The organism is Peteryoungia rhizophila (assembly GCF_004912145.1).
Classification (GTDB): domain Bacteria; phylum Pseudomonadota; class Alphaproteobacteria; order Rhizobiales; family Rhizobiaceae; genus Allorhizobium; species Allorhizobium rhizophilum.
This window is the reverse complement of the sequence record NZ_STGT01000003.1, coordinates 923185-937033: the sequence shown is the minus strand read 5'-3', so window position 1 is coordinate 937033 and position 13849 is coordinate 923185. Positions and strand designations below refer to the sequence as shown.

Below are 13849 nucleotides of genomic sequence, written 5' to 3'. Positions count from 1 at the left end.
AGTTCAGGCCAGGACCAGCGCTGCTCCGGCCGCCCTGTATCCGTCGGCCAGGTCCGGGGCTGACTCCGCGGCGACGATCAGTCCCGTCAGCTCGGAGATCGAGGCGATGCCAAAGGGGGAAACACATTCGAGCTTGTCCAGCGTCACCGGGCAATAGGTCGCAAGGCTTCGCTCCAGGATCCGCCGCTTGATCGCGGCCTCCTCGAAGTCACCGGTAGTCAAGCCTTCCATAGGATGGACGGCCGTGGCGCCGAGGAAGAATATATCCGGTCGCAACCTGTCGATCGCCGCAAGTGCCGTCGGCCCGACAGCCACCATCGAATGCTTGTAGATTCGCCCACCGATCAGGATCACCTCTACGGCGCCATGGGATTCCAGTTCGGCAGCAATCGTCGGCGCATGGGTGACGACGGTAAGCGCCATGTCCCGGGGGATCTGCCGCACGATCTCCGCCGTCGTCGTGCCGCCGTCGAAAAACACCAGCTGTCCGGGCTCGATCAGCCGCACCGCTGCCGCTGCCAGCTGCCGCTTCTCCTCGGTGCCAAGGTTTCGCCGTACGGAAAGCTCGGGCAGCGGAGCCGCGACCGGCAACGCCCCGCCATGCACGCGCTTCAGCAGCCCCGCCGAAGCCATGTCGCGCATGTCCCGGCGGATCGTGTCCTCCGACACATTCCACAGCCGCGCAAGCTCGCCCGCCACCGCCCGCCCGTCGCGCTTCAGCACATCAAGGATCTGCCGGCGTCTCTGTTCTGTCAGCATGTTTCTGCCCGATTGTTCACGATATTGCCTGATAATAACGAAATAGATTCGACAATCCAGAAGAATCGTGCGGATGTGGGCATGTTCCCGCATGAGGCGGAACACATTCAAGGAGAATGACATGCTGATTTTGATTGCCGGTCCCTATCGTTCGGGTACCGGAGACGACCCTGAAAAGATGGCCGCCAACCTCAAGGTGCTTGAAGCACCCTCTCATGCCCTGTTCAAGGCGGGCCATGTGCCGATGATCGGCGAATGGGTGGCGTTGCCGATCTGGCACGCGGCCGGCGGCAAGACGGTCGGCGACGAACTCTATGAGGAAATCTTCCACCCGGTCGCCGGTCGGTTACTGCAACTCTGCGAAGGCGTCCTCCGCCTGCCCGGCGCTTCCAAGGGTGCCGACAACGATGTCCGCATCGCGACCGAACGCGGCATTCCGGTCTGGTATAGGCTGGAGGATGTCCCCGGCTGCGGATGAGGGGGCAGGCGCGACGGGCGACCGAGGAAGACTGTCGGCTGAGCGGTCAGGAAGCTGTCGCCCCCTACTCCACCTCTGCCAGCCGCTTCTCCCACATTGCCTTGAAGCCCGGCCGGGCCTGGACGCGGGCGAGCCAGGCCGCCGTCTTCGGATGGGCGTCGAACAGCGGCTGGTAAGCCTGCGCATACCGCACGATCTCGGCGAGGTTGATATCGGCCACGGTGAAGCGTTCGCCCACGGCGTAGTCATGGGCGGCAAAGTGCTTCTCAAGTACGCCGAAGGGGCGGGCGAGGATGCGGGCGACGGCCTTGGCTTCCGCCTGGCCGGCTTCGGTGCCGAGCCGCCCCTCGTTGTTGGCCATCGCAATCTTCAGGGCCTCGGTCTCGATCGACGTCGCACCGAACAGCGTCCATTGCAGCATCAGCGCGTCTTCCGCCGCATCCTTTGGCGCGAGCGGTCCGCCTGATGTCTTCGCCACGTAAAGCGTCTGCGCGAGCGATTCGTTCAGCACCAGCCCGTCATCCTCGATCGTCGGAATGCTGCCCATCGGGTTGATGGCGAGGAATTCCGGCGAGCGCGTGTTGAGCCGCACGCCGTCTGCCATCGGATCCTTGAGCTTGTAGGCCTGCAGCACCGGCACCAGTTCGAAGGGCGCGCCCAGCTCTTCCATCAGCCAGAGAATGCGCGTCGCGCGCGACTTGTAGACGCCGTAGATTTTCAGCATGTGGAACTCCCGTGATTGTTGCGCCGGAGGCTATCCTCAGTCCGCCGTCCGGAAAAGGCGGTTGCGCTGATGGGACCGATGAATTTTCCTGATCGCTGCCGGAATTGACAGGAGCCGGCCTCGGCGCTTATCTCTGGGCTTCCAGGGTCCGCAGTCCACCCAGGCGTCACCGCCCCGATGAGGGGAGCTAAACCTGCCTTTCTCTTGTCGACGAAGCTCGTTTTCCCGTGCCCCGTCGGAAGTCGGTGACCACCGGCCATGTTGGCTGCTTTCGGGCGCCAGGGCACGACCAGGAGAAATGAGATGTCGAGGACAACCCATGCCTACGCGGCGCCCGATCTGTCGGCGCTGGCGAAAAACCTGAAGCGCGAACTCGATGCGCGGACGGACCTGCCCGGCCATGTCGAGCTTCTGAACATGCTGACCCGCGCCGTCGGCTTCCGCAATTACCAGCATTTCAAGGCGAGCCGCGCGGCGGAAGAGCGTCTCGCCAATCCGCCTGCGGCCGAAACCCAGCCCGCAGTCGACTACCGTCGCGTGGAGCTCACCGCCCGCTGATTTGCCGGCACGGACATCCTCGTCCGCTGGCCGGGCAAGTTCCACCAGCAGCAGCTGGCGCTCTGGGTGCTCTGGTCCTTCCTGCCCGCTGGGGAGGATGTGGTTGAGAAGGCGGTCAATGCTGTGCTGATGCGCCATAACGGCTTCGGCGACCATGTCCTGATCAGGCGAGAGCTGGTCAACATGGGCCTTTTGACCCGCACGCGGGATTGCAGCCTTTATCGGCGGGTCGAGAAGCGCCCGCCGCCGGAAGCGCGGGAATTGATCCGGCTGGTCTCGAGTTGGCGGCGCATCGCCTGAACGAGGTCCGGAAAGGGTATTGAGACGTGGCCGGCTTCGCCTGCCGCGTCTCAGCCGGCCTTGTCGAGAAGCAGTCGCTCGCGCAGGATCCGTGCCCATTCCGGGTGGAAATTGCTGACTTCAAGCATCTCGCGCACGCTGTCCCGGTCCATGGGGCGGGCGAAGAAATAGCCCTGGCCCGCCTTGCAATCCAGCGAAAGCAGATGCTCGGCCTGAGCCTCTTCTTCGATGCCCTCGGCCACGACCCAGATGCCGAGGCCCCTGGCGATTTCCAGCAGGCCCCGCGTGATGACGCTGCCGCTGCCGGCATCCGCCAGGCGCCGCACGAAGCACTTGTCGATCTTGATGATGTCGACGGGGACCGTGAGCAGATGGGTGAGCGAGGCGAAGCCGGTGCCGAAATCGTCGAGCGCCACCTTGATGCCGGCCTCACGCATCGCCTGGATCTCCTCGGCGACGACATTGTCCTTCTGCGCGATGTAAACGGATTCCGTCACCTCTGCGACGACCGTGCCCGCTGGAAGCCCGAGCCGCTCAAAGGCGTCGACGATCCGCCGCGTCAGTCCGCCCCGGTGAAAGTCGGCTGCCGTGAGGTTCAGACCGACCCGCGAAAACAAAAGCCCTTCGCGTTTCCAGTCGCTTGCGGCTGCAGCTACGCGTTCCAGCATCCGCTCGGTGATTTCGATCGCCACATGGGCGTCTTTCATGGCCTCGTGAAAATGCGCGGCCGCAATCAGGCGCCCGTCGGGCATCTTCATTCGGCAGAGCGATTCGAAGCCCATGATGCGCCCGGTGGCGAGATCGATGATCGGCTGGTAGTGGGCGTCGATGCGGTCGTCGCGCAAAGCCTGGTCGACCTCCTGCACCGAGCGGAAACGCTTGGCGATCGAGGTGCCGAGGCCCGGCTGATATTCGAGGTAGCGCCCGCGGGCCCGTTCCTTGGCGTGATAGAGCGCATAATCCGCATTCTGCCGCACCTGCTGCGGGCTTCGTTCCAGCCCCGCCCGGGCGCCGCCCAGTGTCGCTGCCGGGTAGATCAGGTGCCCGGCGCAGTCGGCCGGCTCCTTGATGCGGGCGATCAGCGTGTCTGCGAGCACGGCCGGATCGGTTGTCGCGATGCAGGGCACGAGCACGGCAAATTCGTCGCCACCGAGACGGAAGGCCATGCCTGGGGCTGCTTCCTGCTTCATGCGTTCCGCGACGATCCGGATCAGATCGTCACCGGCGCCGTGGCCGAACGTGTCGTTGACCATCTTCAGATTGTCGAGATCGACAAGCATCAGGGCCCAGTCGGGCTCGCGCCGGGAGACTTCTGCTATCACCTCGTTGAACCGGCTGCGGTTGGGCAGGCCGGTCAGCCCGTCGGTATCGGCCATGCGTCGCCGCTCCAGCATGCGCTGGTCGCGTTCGATGGCAATGGCGCAGAGATGCACGCAGGCATTGACGATCAGCCGCTCCTGCTCGGAGGGGCCCCGCGTCGTGCGGTAGTAGAAGGCAAACGTCCCCAGCACTTTGCCGGAACCGATGACCGGCGTCGACCAGCAGGCTTTCAGCCCGAGCGGCAGGGCCAGTTGCTTGTAGGGCTGCCAATATTCGTGGGTGTCGATGTCCTCGACCAAAACCGGTTCGCCGTGATAGGCGGCGGTGCCGCAAGACCCGACGCCGTGCCCGATGGCAATCCCGTCGATCGCGGATGTGTATTCGAGCGGGAGCGAAGGACCGGCCAGGTGGCGCAGACGCCGCTCCTCGTCGAGCAGCAGGACGGAGCAGACGATATCGTCCCTCATCGTCTCCACTTCGCGGCACAGATAATCCACAGTCTCCGCCAACGACTGCCCTGTCGCGATCTTCTCGAGAATGATGTTCTGCAAGGGTAGAAGCATGGCACCCGCGTCATGTTGACTGACGCAGATTAGATCAGGTGGGGCTTAAATAGAAATTACGACATTTCGGAAGATCTTATGTTGGTTTCCGGAGGCTTAATGGTTGCATTCCGCACCTGTGCGCGCTCAGCCGCCGGCCACCCGGTTCCCGGAAAGCGTCAGATGCGGCATTGACGTATCGCCGTCTTCGAGCGCGTCGCCCATCCGGTCGTTCCAGCGATAGCCCACGATCGCGCCAGCCGTGGCCCCGTCCACGATATTGTTGCGGATGACGGTCTCGCCCGATCCTTCCACCACGCTCACGCGCATGCCTTGAGGGCTGCCACGCAGGATGTTGTCGCTGACAATGACATTGCGCAGATAGGGTCCCCAGCCGATGGCGAGTGCCGCCGTTTCGGCCCCGTCCACCAGATTGCCGGTCACCAGCGTGTCAGCCTCGACCGAAATGCCGAAACCGAAGCCGCTCACTGTCGGCTCGTAAGGCCCCTTGTCGACGATCCCGCGTACGATATTGCCGCTCACCGTCGAAAGCCGCCCGCCATGATCGAAATTGGCGACGGAAATCCCGATCGCTGCCCCGTCGATGACATTGCCCTCGATCAGCGCCCCCTCGAATTCGAACTCGGCATAGATGGCGGTCTCGCCGGAGCGGAAGGCCTGGTTGCCGCTGATCGTGATGTTGGAGGCGGAATTGGCCCGGATGGCGGAAAAGGCGCAGTCGGAGACGTGATTGCTGGAGACGAGTACATTGTCGGCCCGGAAGACGTTGATGCCGTTGCCATATTGCCCGGTACCGCCATTGGTGGCGCCGATCCTTGCCACCCGGTTGCCTGATATGATGCTGCCGTCCTCGCCCTTGGTCCAGCGATGAACGAGAATGCCGCCATTGCCGCAGTCGAAGATCTGGTTGTTGCGAATGGTGAAGGCGCGGCCCTCGATTGCCCAGATCCCGGCTTCTGCGGCCCCGGTCACCCGGCTTGTTTCGATGCGGCCGCCGGTGCGTGCGAGATAGACGCCGCATTTGCGGCTGCCGATGATCTCGCAGGCGTCGATCACCACCTCGTCGACGCTGCGAAAGGCGAGAAGTCCTTCCGTGTAGTCCGCAAGCCAGCGATTGGCCCCGTCGAAGGTGATGCCCGAGAGGCTGACCCGCCGGATGTCCTGGGCTGCGATCAGATGCCCGTCGCCGCGATAGACGAGCCGCGTGAGGCCCGGAACGCCGGTCAGCCGACTGCCGTCGCGCAGCTCCAGATTGGCCACTTCATAGGTGCCGGCCGGAAGAAAGACGGGCTGGCCGACCGCCGCGGCCCGGTCGATCAGATCCTGCAGCTTGCGGCTCTGGTCGTCCTCGGTTCCGGGCAGGATGCCGGCCTCCGCCGCATCGAACCCGCCGCGCAATTCCGCCATGGCGAGCGTCTGTGCCCGCGGGGCACGGATGCCGCCGGGCAGGCTCGCCGTGGCGAGCAGCCCGCCCAGTCCGGCAATGACCGCGCGTCGAGATGGCATCCTGATCTTCCTGTTCGAATCCTGAACCGGACCTTGGCCGAACGGGGCAGGGGCGGCAAGAAAAGGCTTAAAACAGTGTTAACGCCGCGCATGAACGACTTCGTCTTTCGTCTATGGAGTTTCCGCCAAGGACTTGAGCCAGATCAAGGAAACCCGTCCCGAAGCGCCTAAGGTGATCCTCGAAAGACTTGGAACACGAAGGAAAACGCTGATGCTTCGCCTCGCTGCAGTCCTCTACATTCTCGTCGCCAGCGCCGTCGGCGGTGCGGCGGTGATCGCGGTTCTGTCGCTCGATATGCGTGAGGGTTGGCAGATCGCAGCCGCCTTTGTGGCGGGCCTGGTGATCTCGATCCCGATTGCCGCCATTCTCGGCAAGAAGATCTACAACGCTCTGCAAGGTCCGAAACCCGTCTGAACCATTCCCTTCGGCGTGGGACGCAAACCCTTCCTGTCCTGGCGGAGCGGAAAGGGCGGTGGATACCAGTCCCATGACGACCGGCCGGCATTTTCTCGGGGGAGGGAATGCCGGTCGGGTCGATTCTACGGCTTGCCGATTTCGCCTAGCGGGTTTCGTCCTGTTCGAAGCGGTCGAACTGCGCCTCCAGCCCTTCCGTGAAGCGCATGTAGAGACGCCCGAACGCCTCCACGTCCTCGGCCGACCATCCGGCCGTGGCCTCCCTGATCGTCTCCCGCTTGATCGCCTCGATCTCGTCCAGCACCTTGCGGCCAGCATCGGTCACGCGCACCAGACTGCGGCGTCCGTCCTCCTGAGAGGCGGCACGCTCCAGCAGTCCCTGCTTGACCAGATCCGCCACGATCCGACTGCCGCGCGACGGATCGATCCTCAGTTGCTCGGCGATCGTGCCCACCGTCACTTCCTGCTGGCTGCCGATCCGCTTGATCACGCCGACGGCGTCGATGTCGGAGAGCTCGAGCCCCGTCTCCATGCGTCTGAGCGCCATGCGTCCGATGAAACGGCGGCCGATCAACAGCCGCATGCGTGTCATCGCCTGGCCGATGGCGGCAAGCGGCGCTCCGCCCGAAAGGGGCGTGGTCTCGGATTGGTTCTCAGGCCCAAGGGCCACGGGTTTGGTGTTCGAAGCAGACGTCATGACAAAACAATAGCAGAGCCGTCCGACCGCGAAAAGCGAAATAGATGCCATCAGCAAATATGTGCTATTGACATATAAATGCGAGAGGCACATTTTGCGGTCAGACAGGAGCCCCCGATCCATGACCAAGCACAGCACGGCCGCCCCCTCCGGCCCGGAACCCCGTTTCGAACCGCACCCCACACCTGCAGCCGCGGGCAGGGAGGTTGCCAGCCCAGACAACACGCCGCTGGTCACCGATCCGAGGCTCCGCCTCTTCGTCTATCTCCTGTTGATGTCGGCCATGTTCATGGCAACCCTCGACAACCAGATCGTCTCGACGGCACTGCCGACCATCGTCGGCGAGTTCGGCGAACTGGAACGCTTCGGCTGGGTCGGCTCTGCCTATCTGCTGACGACCAGCGCCGTCATGCCGCTCTATGGCAAGCTCGGAGACCTCTTCGGCCGCAAATACGTGATCATGGCGGCGATCGCGATCTTCACCATCGGCTCGCTCGTTTGCGGTCTCGCTGTCTCCATGGACACGCTGATTGCCGCCCGCGTGCTGCAGGCGCTCGGTGGCGGCGGCATCATGGTCTCGATCTTCTCGATCAATGCCGATCTTTTCGAGCCGCGCGAACGCGCCCGCTACCAGAGCTATTCCAGCCTCGTGCTGATGGCCTCGGGCGCGCTCGGCCCCGTGCTCGGCGGCACGCTGTCGGATCTCTTCGGCTGGCGCTCGATCTTTCTCGTCAACCTGCCGATCGGCATCGCCGTCCTCGCCGGTCTCGCCTTCCTGCTGCCCTACCGCAAGCCGAACAGGAAGCCGAAGATCGACTATGCCGGCGCGATCCTGCTCGCCGGTGCCGTCGCCTCCATCGTCTTCTGGGCCGATAGCGGCCAGATCTTCGGCTCGCTGATCGCCTGGGAAAGCCTTGGGGTCGTCGCCTTCGGTGCGCTCTGCGCCACGGGCTGGGTCCTCGTCGAACGCCGGGCACCGGAACCTGTCGTGCCGCTCTCGCTCTTCTCCAAACCCACCATCAACCTCTTGCTGGTCATCTCGATTGTTTCGGGCGCGATCGGCATTGGCTCGGTCAACTATATCGCGCTCTTCCTGCAGACGACGACCGGCCTATCGCCCTCCATGGCCGGCCTGCTCTTCGTCGCGACAACAGGCGGCATCGCCATCGGCTCCATCGCCGCCGGTCGCTTGATCGCGAAAAGCGGCCGCTACAAGCCCTTCTCGATTGCCTCGGCAGCGCTGGGTGTCGTCAGTCTCGGCATCTTCTCCTTCATGCATGCCGGGACGCCCTTGATCTTCATCGCGCTGGTCATGCTGCTGCAGGGCTTCGGCGTCGGCATCGGCCAACAGGTGCCCGTCATCGGCGTCCAGAACGCCGCCTCCCGCGCCGATGTGGGCGCCGCCACCGGCACTGTGACGCTGACGCGCATGGGCGGCGCCGCGATCGCCATCTCGATCTATGGCGCCATCGTCAGCTCCGGCCTCACCCATGTCCGGATCGCACTGCCCGGCGGCGTCGATTTCCGCAACCTCACCCCCGAGGGTCTGGCCGCCCTGCCGGAGGCTGCCCGGGCGCTGGTCGCCAACGCCTATTCCGACGCCTTCGTGCCGCTCTTCCTCACAGCGTCCGGCATGATGGTGATCGGTCTGATCGCGGCGCTGCTGCTGCCCAACATCCGCCTGCCCCGCCATGGTGAAGACAAGCCGGCAGGCGCACCCGTCGGCGAATAGGAGCTGCCCAAGGAGAAACCCCCGGCCGCAGGGCGACCGGGGGCTGATCTTTTACAGGCAACGCGGATGTCAGGCGGCGTAGCGCTGGGCGTTGCCGTCCCTCTGCACCTTGAAGCGCGCAACGAGCGAGCGCAGATGCGCCGTTTCTTCGGCAAGCTTGGCGGTACTGGCAGCGGCTTCTTCCACCATCGCGGCATTCTGCTGGGTCATCTGGTCCATCTGGTTGACGGCCATGTTGACCTCGGTGAGGCCGGTCGACTGCTCCTGAGCGGCTGTCGCGATTGAGGTGACCTGGCTGGAAATCCCCACGACCTTGCCCTGGATGTCGCTCAACGCCTGGCCGGTTGAGCTCACGAGCTGTACACCGGTCTGCACTTCCTGCGACGACTTGGTGATCAGCGCCTTGATGTCCTTGGCAGCCGTTGCCGAACGCTGGGCCAGTTCGCGAACTTCCTGGGCGACGACGGCAAAACCCTTGCCCGCTTCGCCGGCTCTCGCGGCTTCAACGCCGGCATTCAGGGCCAGAAGGTTCGTCTGGAAGGCGATTTCATCGATCACGTTGATGATCTGGGTGATCTCCTTCGAGGCCTGCTCGATCCGGCTCATGGCGGACGTTGCCTGGCCCACGACACCGGAAGAGGCTTCCGCGAACTGACGCGCTTCCGTCACCATCTTGCTGGACTCCTGCGCCCGCTCGGTCGACGTCTTCACCGCGACCGTTATTTCCTCGAGTGCAGAGGAGGTCTCTTCGAGCGAGGCGGCCTGGGTTTCCGTGCGCCGCGACAGGTCGTTCGAGGCCTGGCGGATTTCGTCGGCGCCACCGTTGATCGCATCAGCCGACTGGCGGACTTCCTGCATCAGCGTCCGCAGGCTCTTCATGGTTTCGTTCACATTGCCCTGGAGATCGGCAAACACGCCCTGATAACGCCCCTCCATACTTTCGGTGAGATCGCCCTGGGCGAGCGACGAGATGACCCGGCCGGTCTCGGCAATGCCGGAATCGACGGATTCCACCAGCGTGTTGACGTTCGCCGCGAAGCGGTCGAGGTCCGGATTGTCGTAGCGCTTGGTGATGCGGCGGGTAAAGTCGCCGGCGACCGCAGCATCGACGACGGTCGCGATGTTCGACTGCAGGTCGGCATTCTTCTCCTGCAGGGCCGCTTCTTGGGCCGCGAGATCGCGGATCTTGATGGCATTCTGCTTGAAGACATCCACGGCGCGCGCCATGAGGCCGATCTCGCTCTTCTGGGCAAGGCCGGGGATCTGCGTGTCGAGCTTGTTGTCTGCAAGCGCGCCCATCGCGCCGGTGATCTGGCGGATCGGCAAGGTGATGCTGCGGGCGATGAAGAAGGCGATGATGCCGGCCATGACCAGGCCGATGGCGGCAAGCGTGCTGCCGACCAGAACCGCGGTCTGCATCGTCTGCTGGATCCTCGGGCCGAGTGTATCCTGTTCCTTCTTCAGCTCGAGCTTGAGCTCTTCCACCGATGTGGAGAGCGTATCCCCCGCAACATTCATCGTTTCGTTCATCACCTGGTTGCGGCTCGTGATCACGTCATGCACCGACTGGATCGCCGCTTCATACGTTTCTAGGTCTGTTGTCAGCGTCTCCAGCGTGGCGAGCAGTGCAGGATCGCTAGCGGAGGCCTTGATTGTTGCCACTTCCTCGCGCGCCTTGTCGGCGAAATGCATCGCGTTTTCGAAAGCGGTTTCACCGTTTTGCAGCAGGTATTTGCTGGTTCCGAGCCGCAGGCTGCTGACTTCAAACTTGAGCCGTTCGACCAGCGCAGACATCTCGGAATTCTGGGCGACCTCTACAGTCTGGCTGATCGCGTCCAGTTCCTCGGCCATTTTCGGACCGAGCGTGTCGAGCGTGCCGTCGACGATGTCTTCGCGCTGGTTTTGCAGCGTCACCACTTTTTCGAAGCCGTCGCCATAGGTGCCGATCAAGCCATGGAAACCGGTGACGGTCGTTTTCACCGCGGGCGACATATCGTAACCGAGCATCGTGTCGACCGAAGCTTGGGTCGTCGCGAGACGGGCCGTGACATCCTGTTTCAGGTCTTCCGTTGGCTCGGCGCGAAACTTGCGGAAGGCGAGACGTGCTTCCAGCATGTTCGCCTGGATGCGGCCGGCCTCGTTCGTCTGCTTGGCGCTTTCCCGGTACTGGCTGAACGATGCTTCGTTGGTGAGGTTCGAATAGACGCCGGCCCCGGCGACTACGCCGAGCACGACGAGAACTGACCCAAATCCCAGATAGATCTTACTGCCGATTTTCATGTTTTGGAGCACGCGCGTCTGTCCCTGATCGGTTGTGAAATGATGAGCAACTCTGCGCTTGGCCGCTTAAAAAGTTATGAAACGCTAATTGTTGGACTGCTAAAAGTCGTATGGATTTGACGATTGCCAGGTGACGTCCGACTTTCGTCGCAATCCTCGGGTGTCGGTTTGCTCTGACAGGCGCGCGGCATGCCGAGCCGTGCCCCTCGACTCGCACCGGTCTCAATGACCGGGATCGGCGCCCCGCCATAAGCTTCGCGCCAGCCGCGGCTGACAGGGTGCGGCCATTGATGTCAGTGAATCGGTGCAGCATGTCCAAGCCTTCCCCGTCCGGTCCGGCCGCCACGGCCTCTCTCCTGTCGAAGCGGCTTCTGTCGCTCGGGCTCGGCACGGCTCTTGTGGGCTCACTCTCGGGCTGCATCCTGATGACCGATACCAGCCGTATGAACATCGACGTCTTCCAGGACGAGGTCGCCCCCGTCTGGTACGACCCGGCCCGTACCCCGCCGGCCGCCGACCAGACGGCACCACAGAAGCGCAGCCTCTACCAGACCCAGTTCCACCAGACCTATGGCCTGCCGGTCACCAATCCGCTGCACCGCGCGATCTATGGCCTTGTTGTCGACGACGGCCACACGCTTTCGCCGATCCCGCTCGATCGGGTCCGCTCGGACATGCTGCGCCAGGAAGTCAGCTACCAGACGGTGGAGGCCCCCGGCACCATCGTCGTCGATACCAAGGCGCATTACCTCTATCTGGTCCAGCCGGGCGGCAAGGCCGTCCGCTACGGCGTCGGTCTCGGCCGCGACGGTTTTGCTTGGTCGGGCCGTGGTGTCATCCAGCGCAAGGCGAAATGGCCGCACTGGACGCCGACGGACGACATGGTCGAGAACAATCCCAACCTGCGCCCCGTTTCCGCCGCGCGCGGTGGCCTGGTCGCCGGCCTCAACAATCCGCTCGGTGCTCGGGCGCTCTACATCTACCAGAACGGCAAGGATACGCTCTACCGCGTCCACGGCACGCCCGACTGGCAGTCGGTTGGCAAAGCCACCTCGTCGGGCTGCGTGCGCATGTTCAATCAGGACGTCATCGATCTCTTCGATCGCGTGCCCGACAACACCCCGATTGTTGTCATTTAGCGACACTCATTTGCGACGATGGCCCTCTCTCCAAAACGTGAGAGGGGGTCGCCGTTGCTTTAACTGAGCCTTTGCTGTTTGCATCGCATCATCGCGGAACAAAGCGCACCTCCCAGCGTCTTGATCCGCAGCGCTGCCACAGGAAATTTGTAACCCATATGTCTTCCATGCCTCCCTTGTCCCGCCGCTCGCTCCTGTCTTTGACAGGGCTCGGCGCTGCCTCGCTGCTCGCAAGCTGCACGACCTCCCGCCCGCTCCCCCCTGGCGTTCGCCTCGATGGCCCGGTTGTTCCGGCTGCCCCGAAGGGCCGCACGCCTGAACTCGATGCCATGTATGGCGAAGTCTATGATGGCGGCTACGTCATTCCGGCCGTGCCTTACTGGCGGATTCCGGAGCGTTTCTATCGCCAGCAGGTCATCGATCCCACGGGTGAGGCCCCCGGCACGGTCGTCGTCGATACCCCGAACCGCTTCCTCTATCTCGTCGAGCGCGGCGGCACCGCCATGCGCTACGGCGTCGGCATTGGCCGCGACGGCTTTGCTTGGGGCGGCGCCGGCGTCATCCAGTGGCGCCAGAAGTGGCCGAAATGGACCCCGCCGGACGAAATGATCGCCCGCCAGCCGGAACTGGAGATCTATTCGGTCCGCAACGGCGGCAAGCCGGGTGGTATCGACAATCCGCTCGGCGCCCGCGCGCTCTACATCTTCAAGAATGGTGAGGACACGCTCTACCGCCTGCACGGCTCGCCGGAATGGAATTCCATCGGCAAGGCCGTCTCGTCGGGCTGCGTGCGCCTGATGAACCAGGACATCATCGACCTTTACGAGCGTGTGCCGAACAAGGCGAAGATCGTCGTCCGTCAGTAACGGCCGGCGACGCCGTTCAGCAATTTCAAGACAGACAGAAGGTCCCGCCGGTGACGACGGGGCCTTCTTCATGTTGGCATTTGTTCTGCGCAGGCGGCATTAAGCCGCCTCGAGTGCCTTCTCGATCGCCTCCACCGAGTGTCCGGTCAGGTCCTTGTCCAGTTCGCCGATCAGAACGGCCGAGAGCTGCTTGTGATAGCCCTTGCGCATCTCGCCCAGCGTCCGCGGGGCAGCGATGATCACCAGGTTCTTGATCTTGCCATCCAGTACCTGTTTGTTCAGCATGTCGGTGATGCCGCTGCCGAAACCGTCTTCTTCCTGCTGGCTGTCGTCAGGATTGGCGGCGCTGCTGGAATGGCGGGCGCCGGAGGCGATCTTCGAGCTGTCGATCTCTTCCGCCGGCATCGCCTTCAGCTTGACGTTCAGCGCGTTGCCCTCGTTCTGGAAGAGGCTCAGCTTCTCGCCGTCGGCAACGGCAATCACGGTGTTCTGGGGCAATTGCATGAAATTTC

The 13849-nt window shown here is 63.5% G+C and carries 14 protein-coding genes; 7 read left to right on the top strand and 7 right to left on the bottom strand.

Annotated features, from left to right (window positions below):
* Positions 1-3 precede the first annotated feature (3 nt).
* Entirely contained in the window at positions 4-759 is a 756-nt protein-coding gene (locus tag E9677_RS15815; protein ID WP_136559003.1) for a DeoR/GlpR family DNA-binding transcription regulator, read from the bottom strand.
* Positions 760-880: 121 nt separating this feature from the next.
* Here E9677_RS15815 and E9677_RS15810 point away from each other — a divergent pair, with 121 nt between their 5' ends.
* Positions 881-1237, top strand: coding sequence for a DUF4406 domain-containing protein (locus E9677_RS15810; protein WP_136559002.1), 357 nt, complete (start codon positions 881-883; stop codon positions 1235-1237).
* A gap of 64 nt (positions 1238-1301) precedes the next feature.
* Here the strand turns inward: E9677_RS15810 and E9677_RS15805 are convergent, their stop codons facing one another.
* On the bottom strand, positions 1302-1961 hold the full coding sequence (locus tag E9677_RS15805) for a glutathione S-transferase family protein (RefSeq protein ID WP_136559001.1): 660 nt from the start codon (positions 1959-1961) through the stop codon (positions 1302-1304).
* A 303-nt stretch (positions 1962-2264) separates the two neighbouring features.
* On the opposite strand from E9677_RS15805, the gene E9677_RS25795 reads away from it, so the two are divergent.
* Both E9677_RS25795 and E9677_RS25790 read left to right on the top strand, forming a co-directional pair.
* Positions 2265-2519: a hypothetical protein gene (locus tag E9677_RS25795; protein WP_328591167.1), complete on the top strand. Its 255-nt coding sequence runs from the start codon at positions 2265-2267 to the stop codon at positions 2517-2519.
* Between the two features lie 15 nt (positions 2520-2534).
* The gene (locus tag E9677_RS25790; RefSeq protein ID WP_328591170.1) at positions 2535-2819 is read left to right on the top strand and encodes a DUF2087 domain-containing protein; all 285 of its coding nucleotides are present in this window, start codon (positions 2535-2537) and stop codon (positions 2817-2819) included.
* Positions 2820-2869: 50 nt separating this feature from the next.
* On the opposite strand, the gene E9677_RS15795 is transcribed toward E9677_RS25790, so the two are convergent.
* The gene (locus E9677_RS15795) at positions 2870-4702 is read right to left on the bottom strand and encodes a putative bifunctional diguanylate cyclase/phosphodiesterase (RefSeq protein WP_136559000.1); all 1833 of its coding nucleotides are present in this window, start codon (positions 4700-4702) and stop codon (positions 2870-2872) included.
* 126 nt (positions 4703-4828) lie between these two features.
* Entirely contained in the window at positions 4829-6208 is a 1380-nt protein-coding gene (locus tag E9677_RS15790) for a TIGR03808 family TAT-translocated repetitive protein (protein WP_136558999.1), read from the bottom strand.
* A 211-nt stretch (positions 6209-6419) separates the two neighbouring features.
* Here E9677_RS15790 and E9677_RS15785 point away from each other — a divergent pair, with 211 nt between their 5' ends.
* A complete protein-coding gene (locus E9677_RS15785) occupies positions 6420-6623 on the top strand; it encodes a hypothetical protein (RefSeq protein WP_136558998.1) in 204 nt (67 codons plus the stop codon).
* A gap of 145 nt (positions 6624-6768) precedes the next feature.
* Here the strand turns inward: E9677_RS15785 and E9677_RS15780 are convergent, their stop codons facing one another.
* On the bottom strand, positions 6769-7320 hold the full coding sequence (locus E9677_RS15780) for a MarR family winged helix-turn-helix transcriptional regulator (RefSeq protein WP_136559089.1): 552 nt from the start codon (positions 7318-7320) through the stop codon (positions 6769-6771).
* 121 nt (positions 7321-7441) lie between these two features.
* Between E9677_RS15780 and E9677_RS15775 the strand changes: the two genes are divergently transcribed.
* Entirely contained in the window at positions 7442-9052 is a 1611-nt protein-coding gene (locus tag E9677_RS15775; protein ID WP_235882974.1) for an MDR family MFS transporter, read from the top strand.
* A 69-nt stretch (positions 9053-9121) separates the two neighbouring features.
* Here the strand turns inward: E9677_RS15775 and E9677_RS15770 are convergent, their stop codons facing one another.
* Positions 9122-11332: a methyl-accepting chemotaxis protein gene (locus E9677_RS15770; protein WP_235882973.1), complete on the bottom strand. Its 2211-nt coding sequence runs from the start codon at positions 11330-11332 to the stop codon at positions 9122-9124.
* 311 nt (positions 11333-11643) lie between these two features.
* Here E9677_RS15770 and E9677_RS15765 point away from each other — a divergent pair, with 311 nt between their 5' ends.
* Together E9677_RS15765 and E9677_RS15760 are read left to right on the top strand one after the other, a co-directional pair.
* Entirely contained in the window at positions 11644-12471 is an 828-nt protein-coding gene (locus E9677_RS15765) for a L,D-transpeptidase (RefSeq protein ID WP_136558996.1), read from the top strand.
* 158 nt (positions 12472-12629) lie between these two features.
* On the top strand, positions 12630-13337 hold the full coding sequence (locus E9677_RS15760) for a L,D-transpeptidase (RefSeq protein ID WP_136558995.1): 708 nt from the start codon (positions 12630-12632) through the stop codon (positions 13335-13337).
* A gap of 99 nt (positions 13338-13436) precedes the next feature.
* On the opposite strand, the gene E9677_RS15755 is transcribed toward E9677_RS15760, so the two are convergent.
* Positions 13437-13841 (bottom strand): host attachment family protein, encoded by a 405-nt coding sequence (locus E9677_RS15755; protein WP_136558994.1) that lies wholly within the window; start codon positions 13839-13841, stop codon positions 13437-13439.
* Positions 13842-13849: the final 8 nt, after the last annotated feature.

Excerpts from the sequence above, each read along its gene's own strand:
- E9677_RS15815 (WP_136559003.1), bottom strand. The coding sequence starts at position 759 with ATGCTGACAGAACAGAGACGCCGGCAGATCCTTGATGTGCTGAAGCGC.
- E9677_RS15810 (WP_136559002.1), top strand. The coding sequence starts at position 881 with ATGCTGATTTTGATTGCCGGTCCCTATCGTTCGGGTACCGGAGACGAC.
- E9677_RS15805 (WP_136559001.1), bottom strand. The coding sequence starts at position 1,961 with ATGCTGAAAATCTACGGCGTCTACAAGTCGCGCGCGACGCGCATTCTC.
- E9677_RS25795 (WP_328591167.1), top strand. The coding sequence starts at position 2,265 with ATGTCGAGGACAACCCATGCCTACGCGGCGCCCGATCTGTCGGCGCTG.
- E9677_RS15795 (WP_136559000.1), bottom strand. The coding sequence starts at position 4,702 with ATGCTTCTACCCTTGCAGAACATCATTCTCGAGAAGATCGCGACAGGG.
- E9677_RS15790 (WP_136558999.1), bottom strand. The coding sequence starts at position 6,208 with ATGCCATCTCGACGCGCGGTCATTGCCGGACTGGGCGGGCTGCTCGCC.
- E9677_RS15785 (WP_136558998.1), top strand. The coding sequence starts at position 6,420 with ATGCTTCGCCTCGCTGCAGTCCTCTACATTCTCGTCGCCAGCGCCGTC.
- E9677_RS15780 (WP_136559089.1), bottom strand. The coding sequence starts at position 7,320 with ATGACGTCTGCTTCGAACACCAAACCCGTGGCCCTTGGGCCTGAGAAC.
- E9677_RS15775 (WP_235882974.1), top strand. The coding sequence starts at position 7,442 with ATGACCAAGCACAGCACGGCCGCCCCCTCCGGCCCGGAACCCCGTTTC.
- E9677_RS15770 (WP_235882973.1), bottom strand. The coding sequence starts at position 11,332 with ATGAAAATCGGCAGTAAGATCTATCTGGGATTTGGGTCAGTTCTCGTC.
- E9677_RS15765 (WP_136558996.1), top strand. The coding sequence starts at position 11,644 with ATGTCCAAGCCTTCCCCGTCCGGTCCGGCCGCCACGGCCTCTCTCCTG.
- E9677_RS15760 (WP_136558995.1), top strand. The coding sequence starts at position 12,630 with ATGTCTTCCATGCCTCCCTTGTCCCGCCGCTCGCTCCTGTCTTTGACA.
- E9677_RS15755 (WP_136558994.1), bottom strand. The coding sequence starts at position 13,841 with ATGCAATTGCCCCAGAACACCGTGATTGCCGTTGCCGACGGCGAGAAG.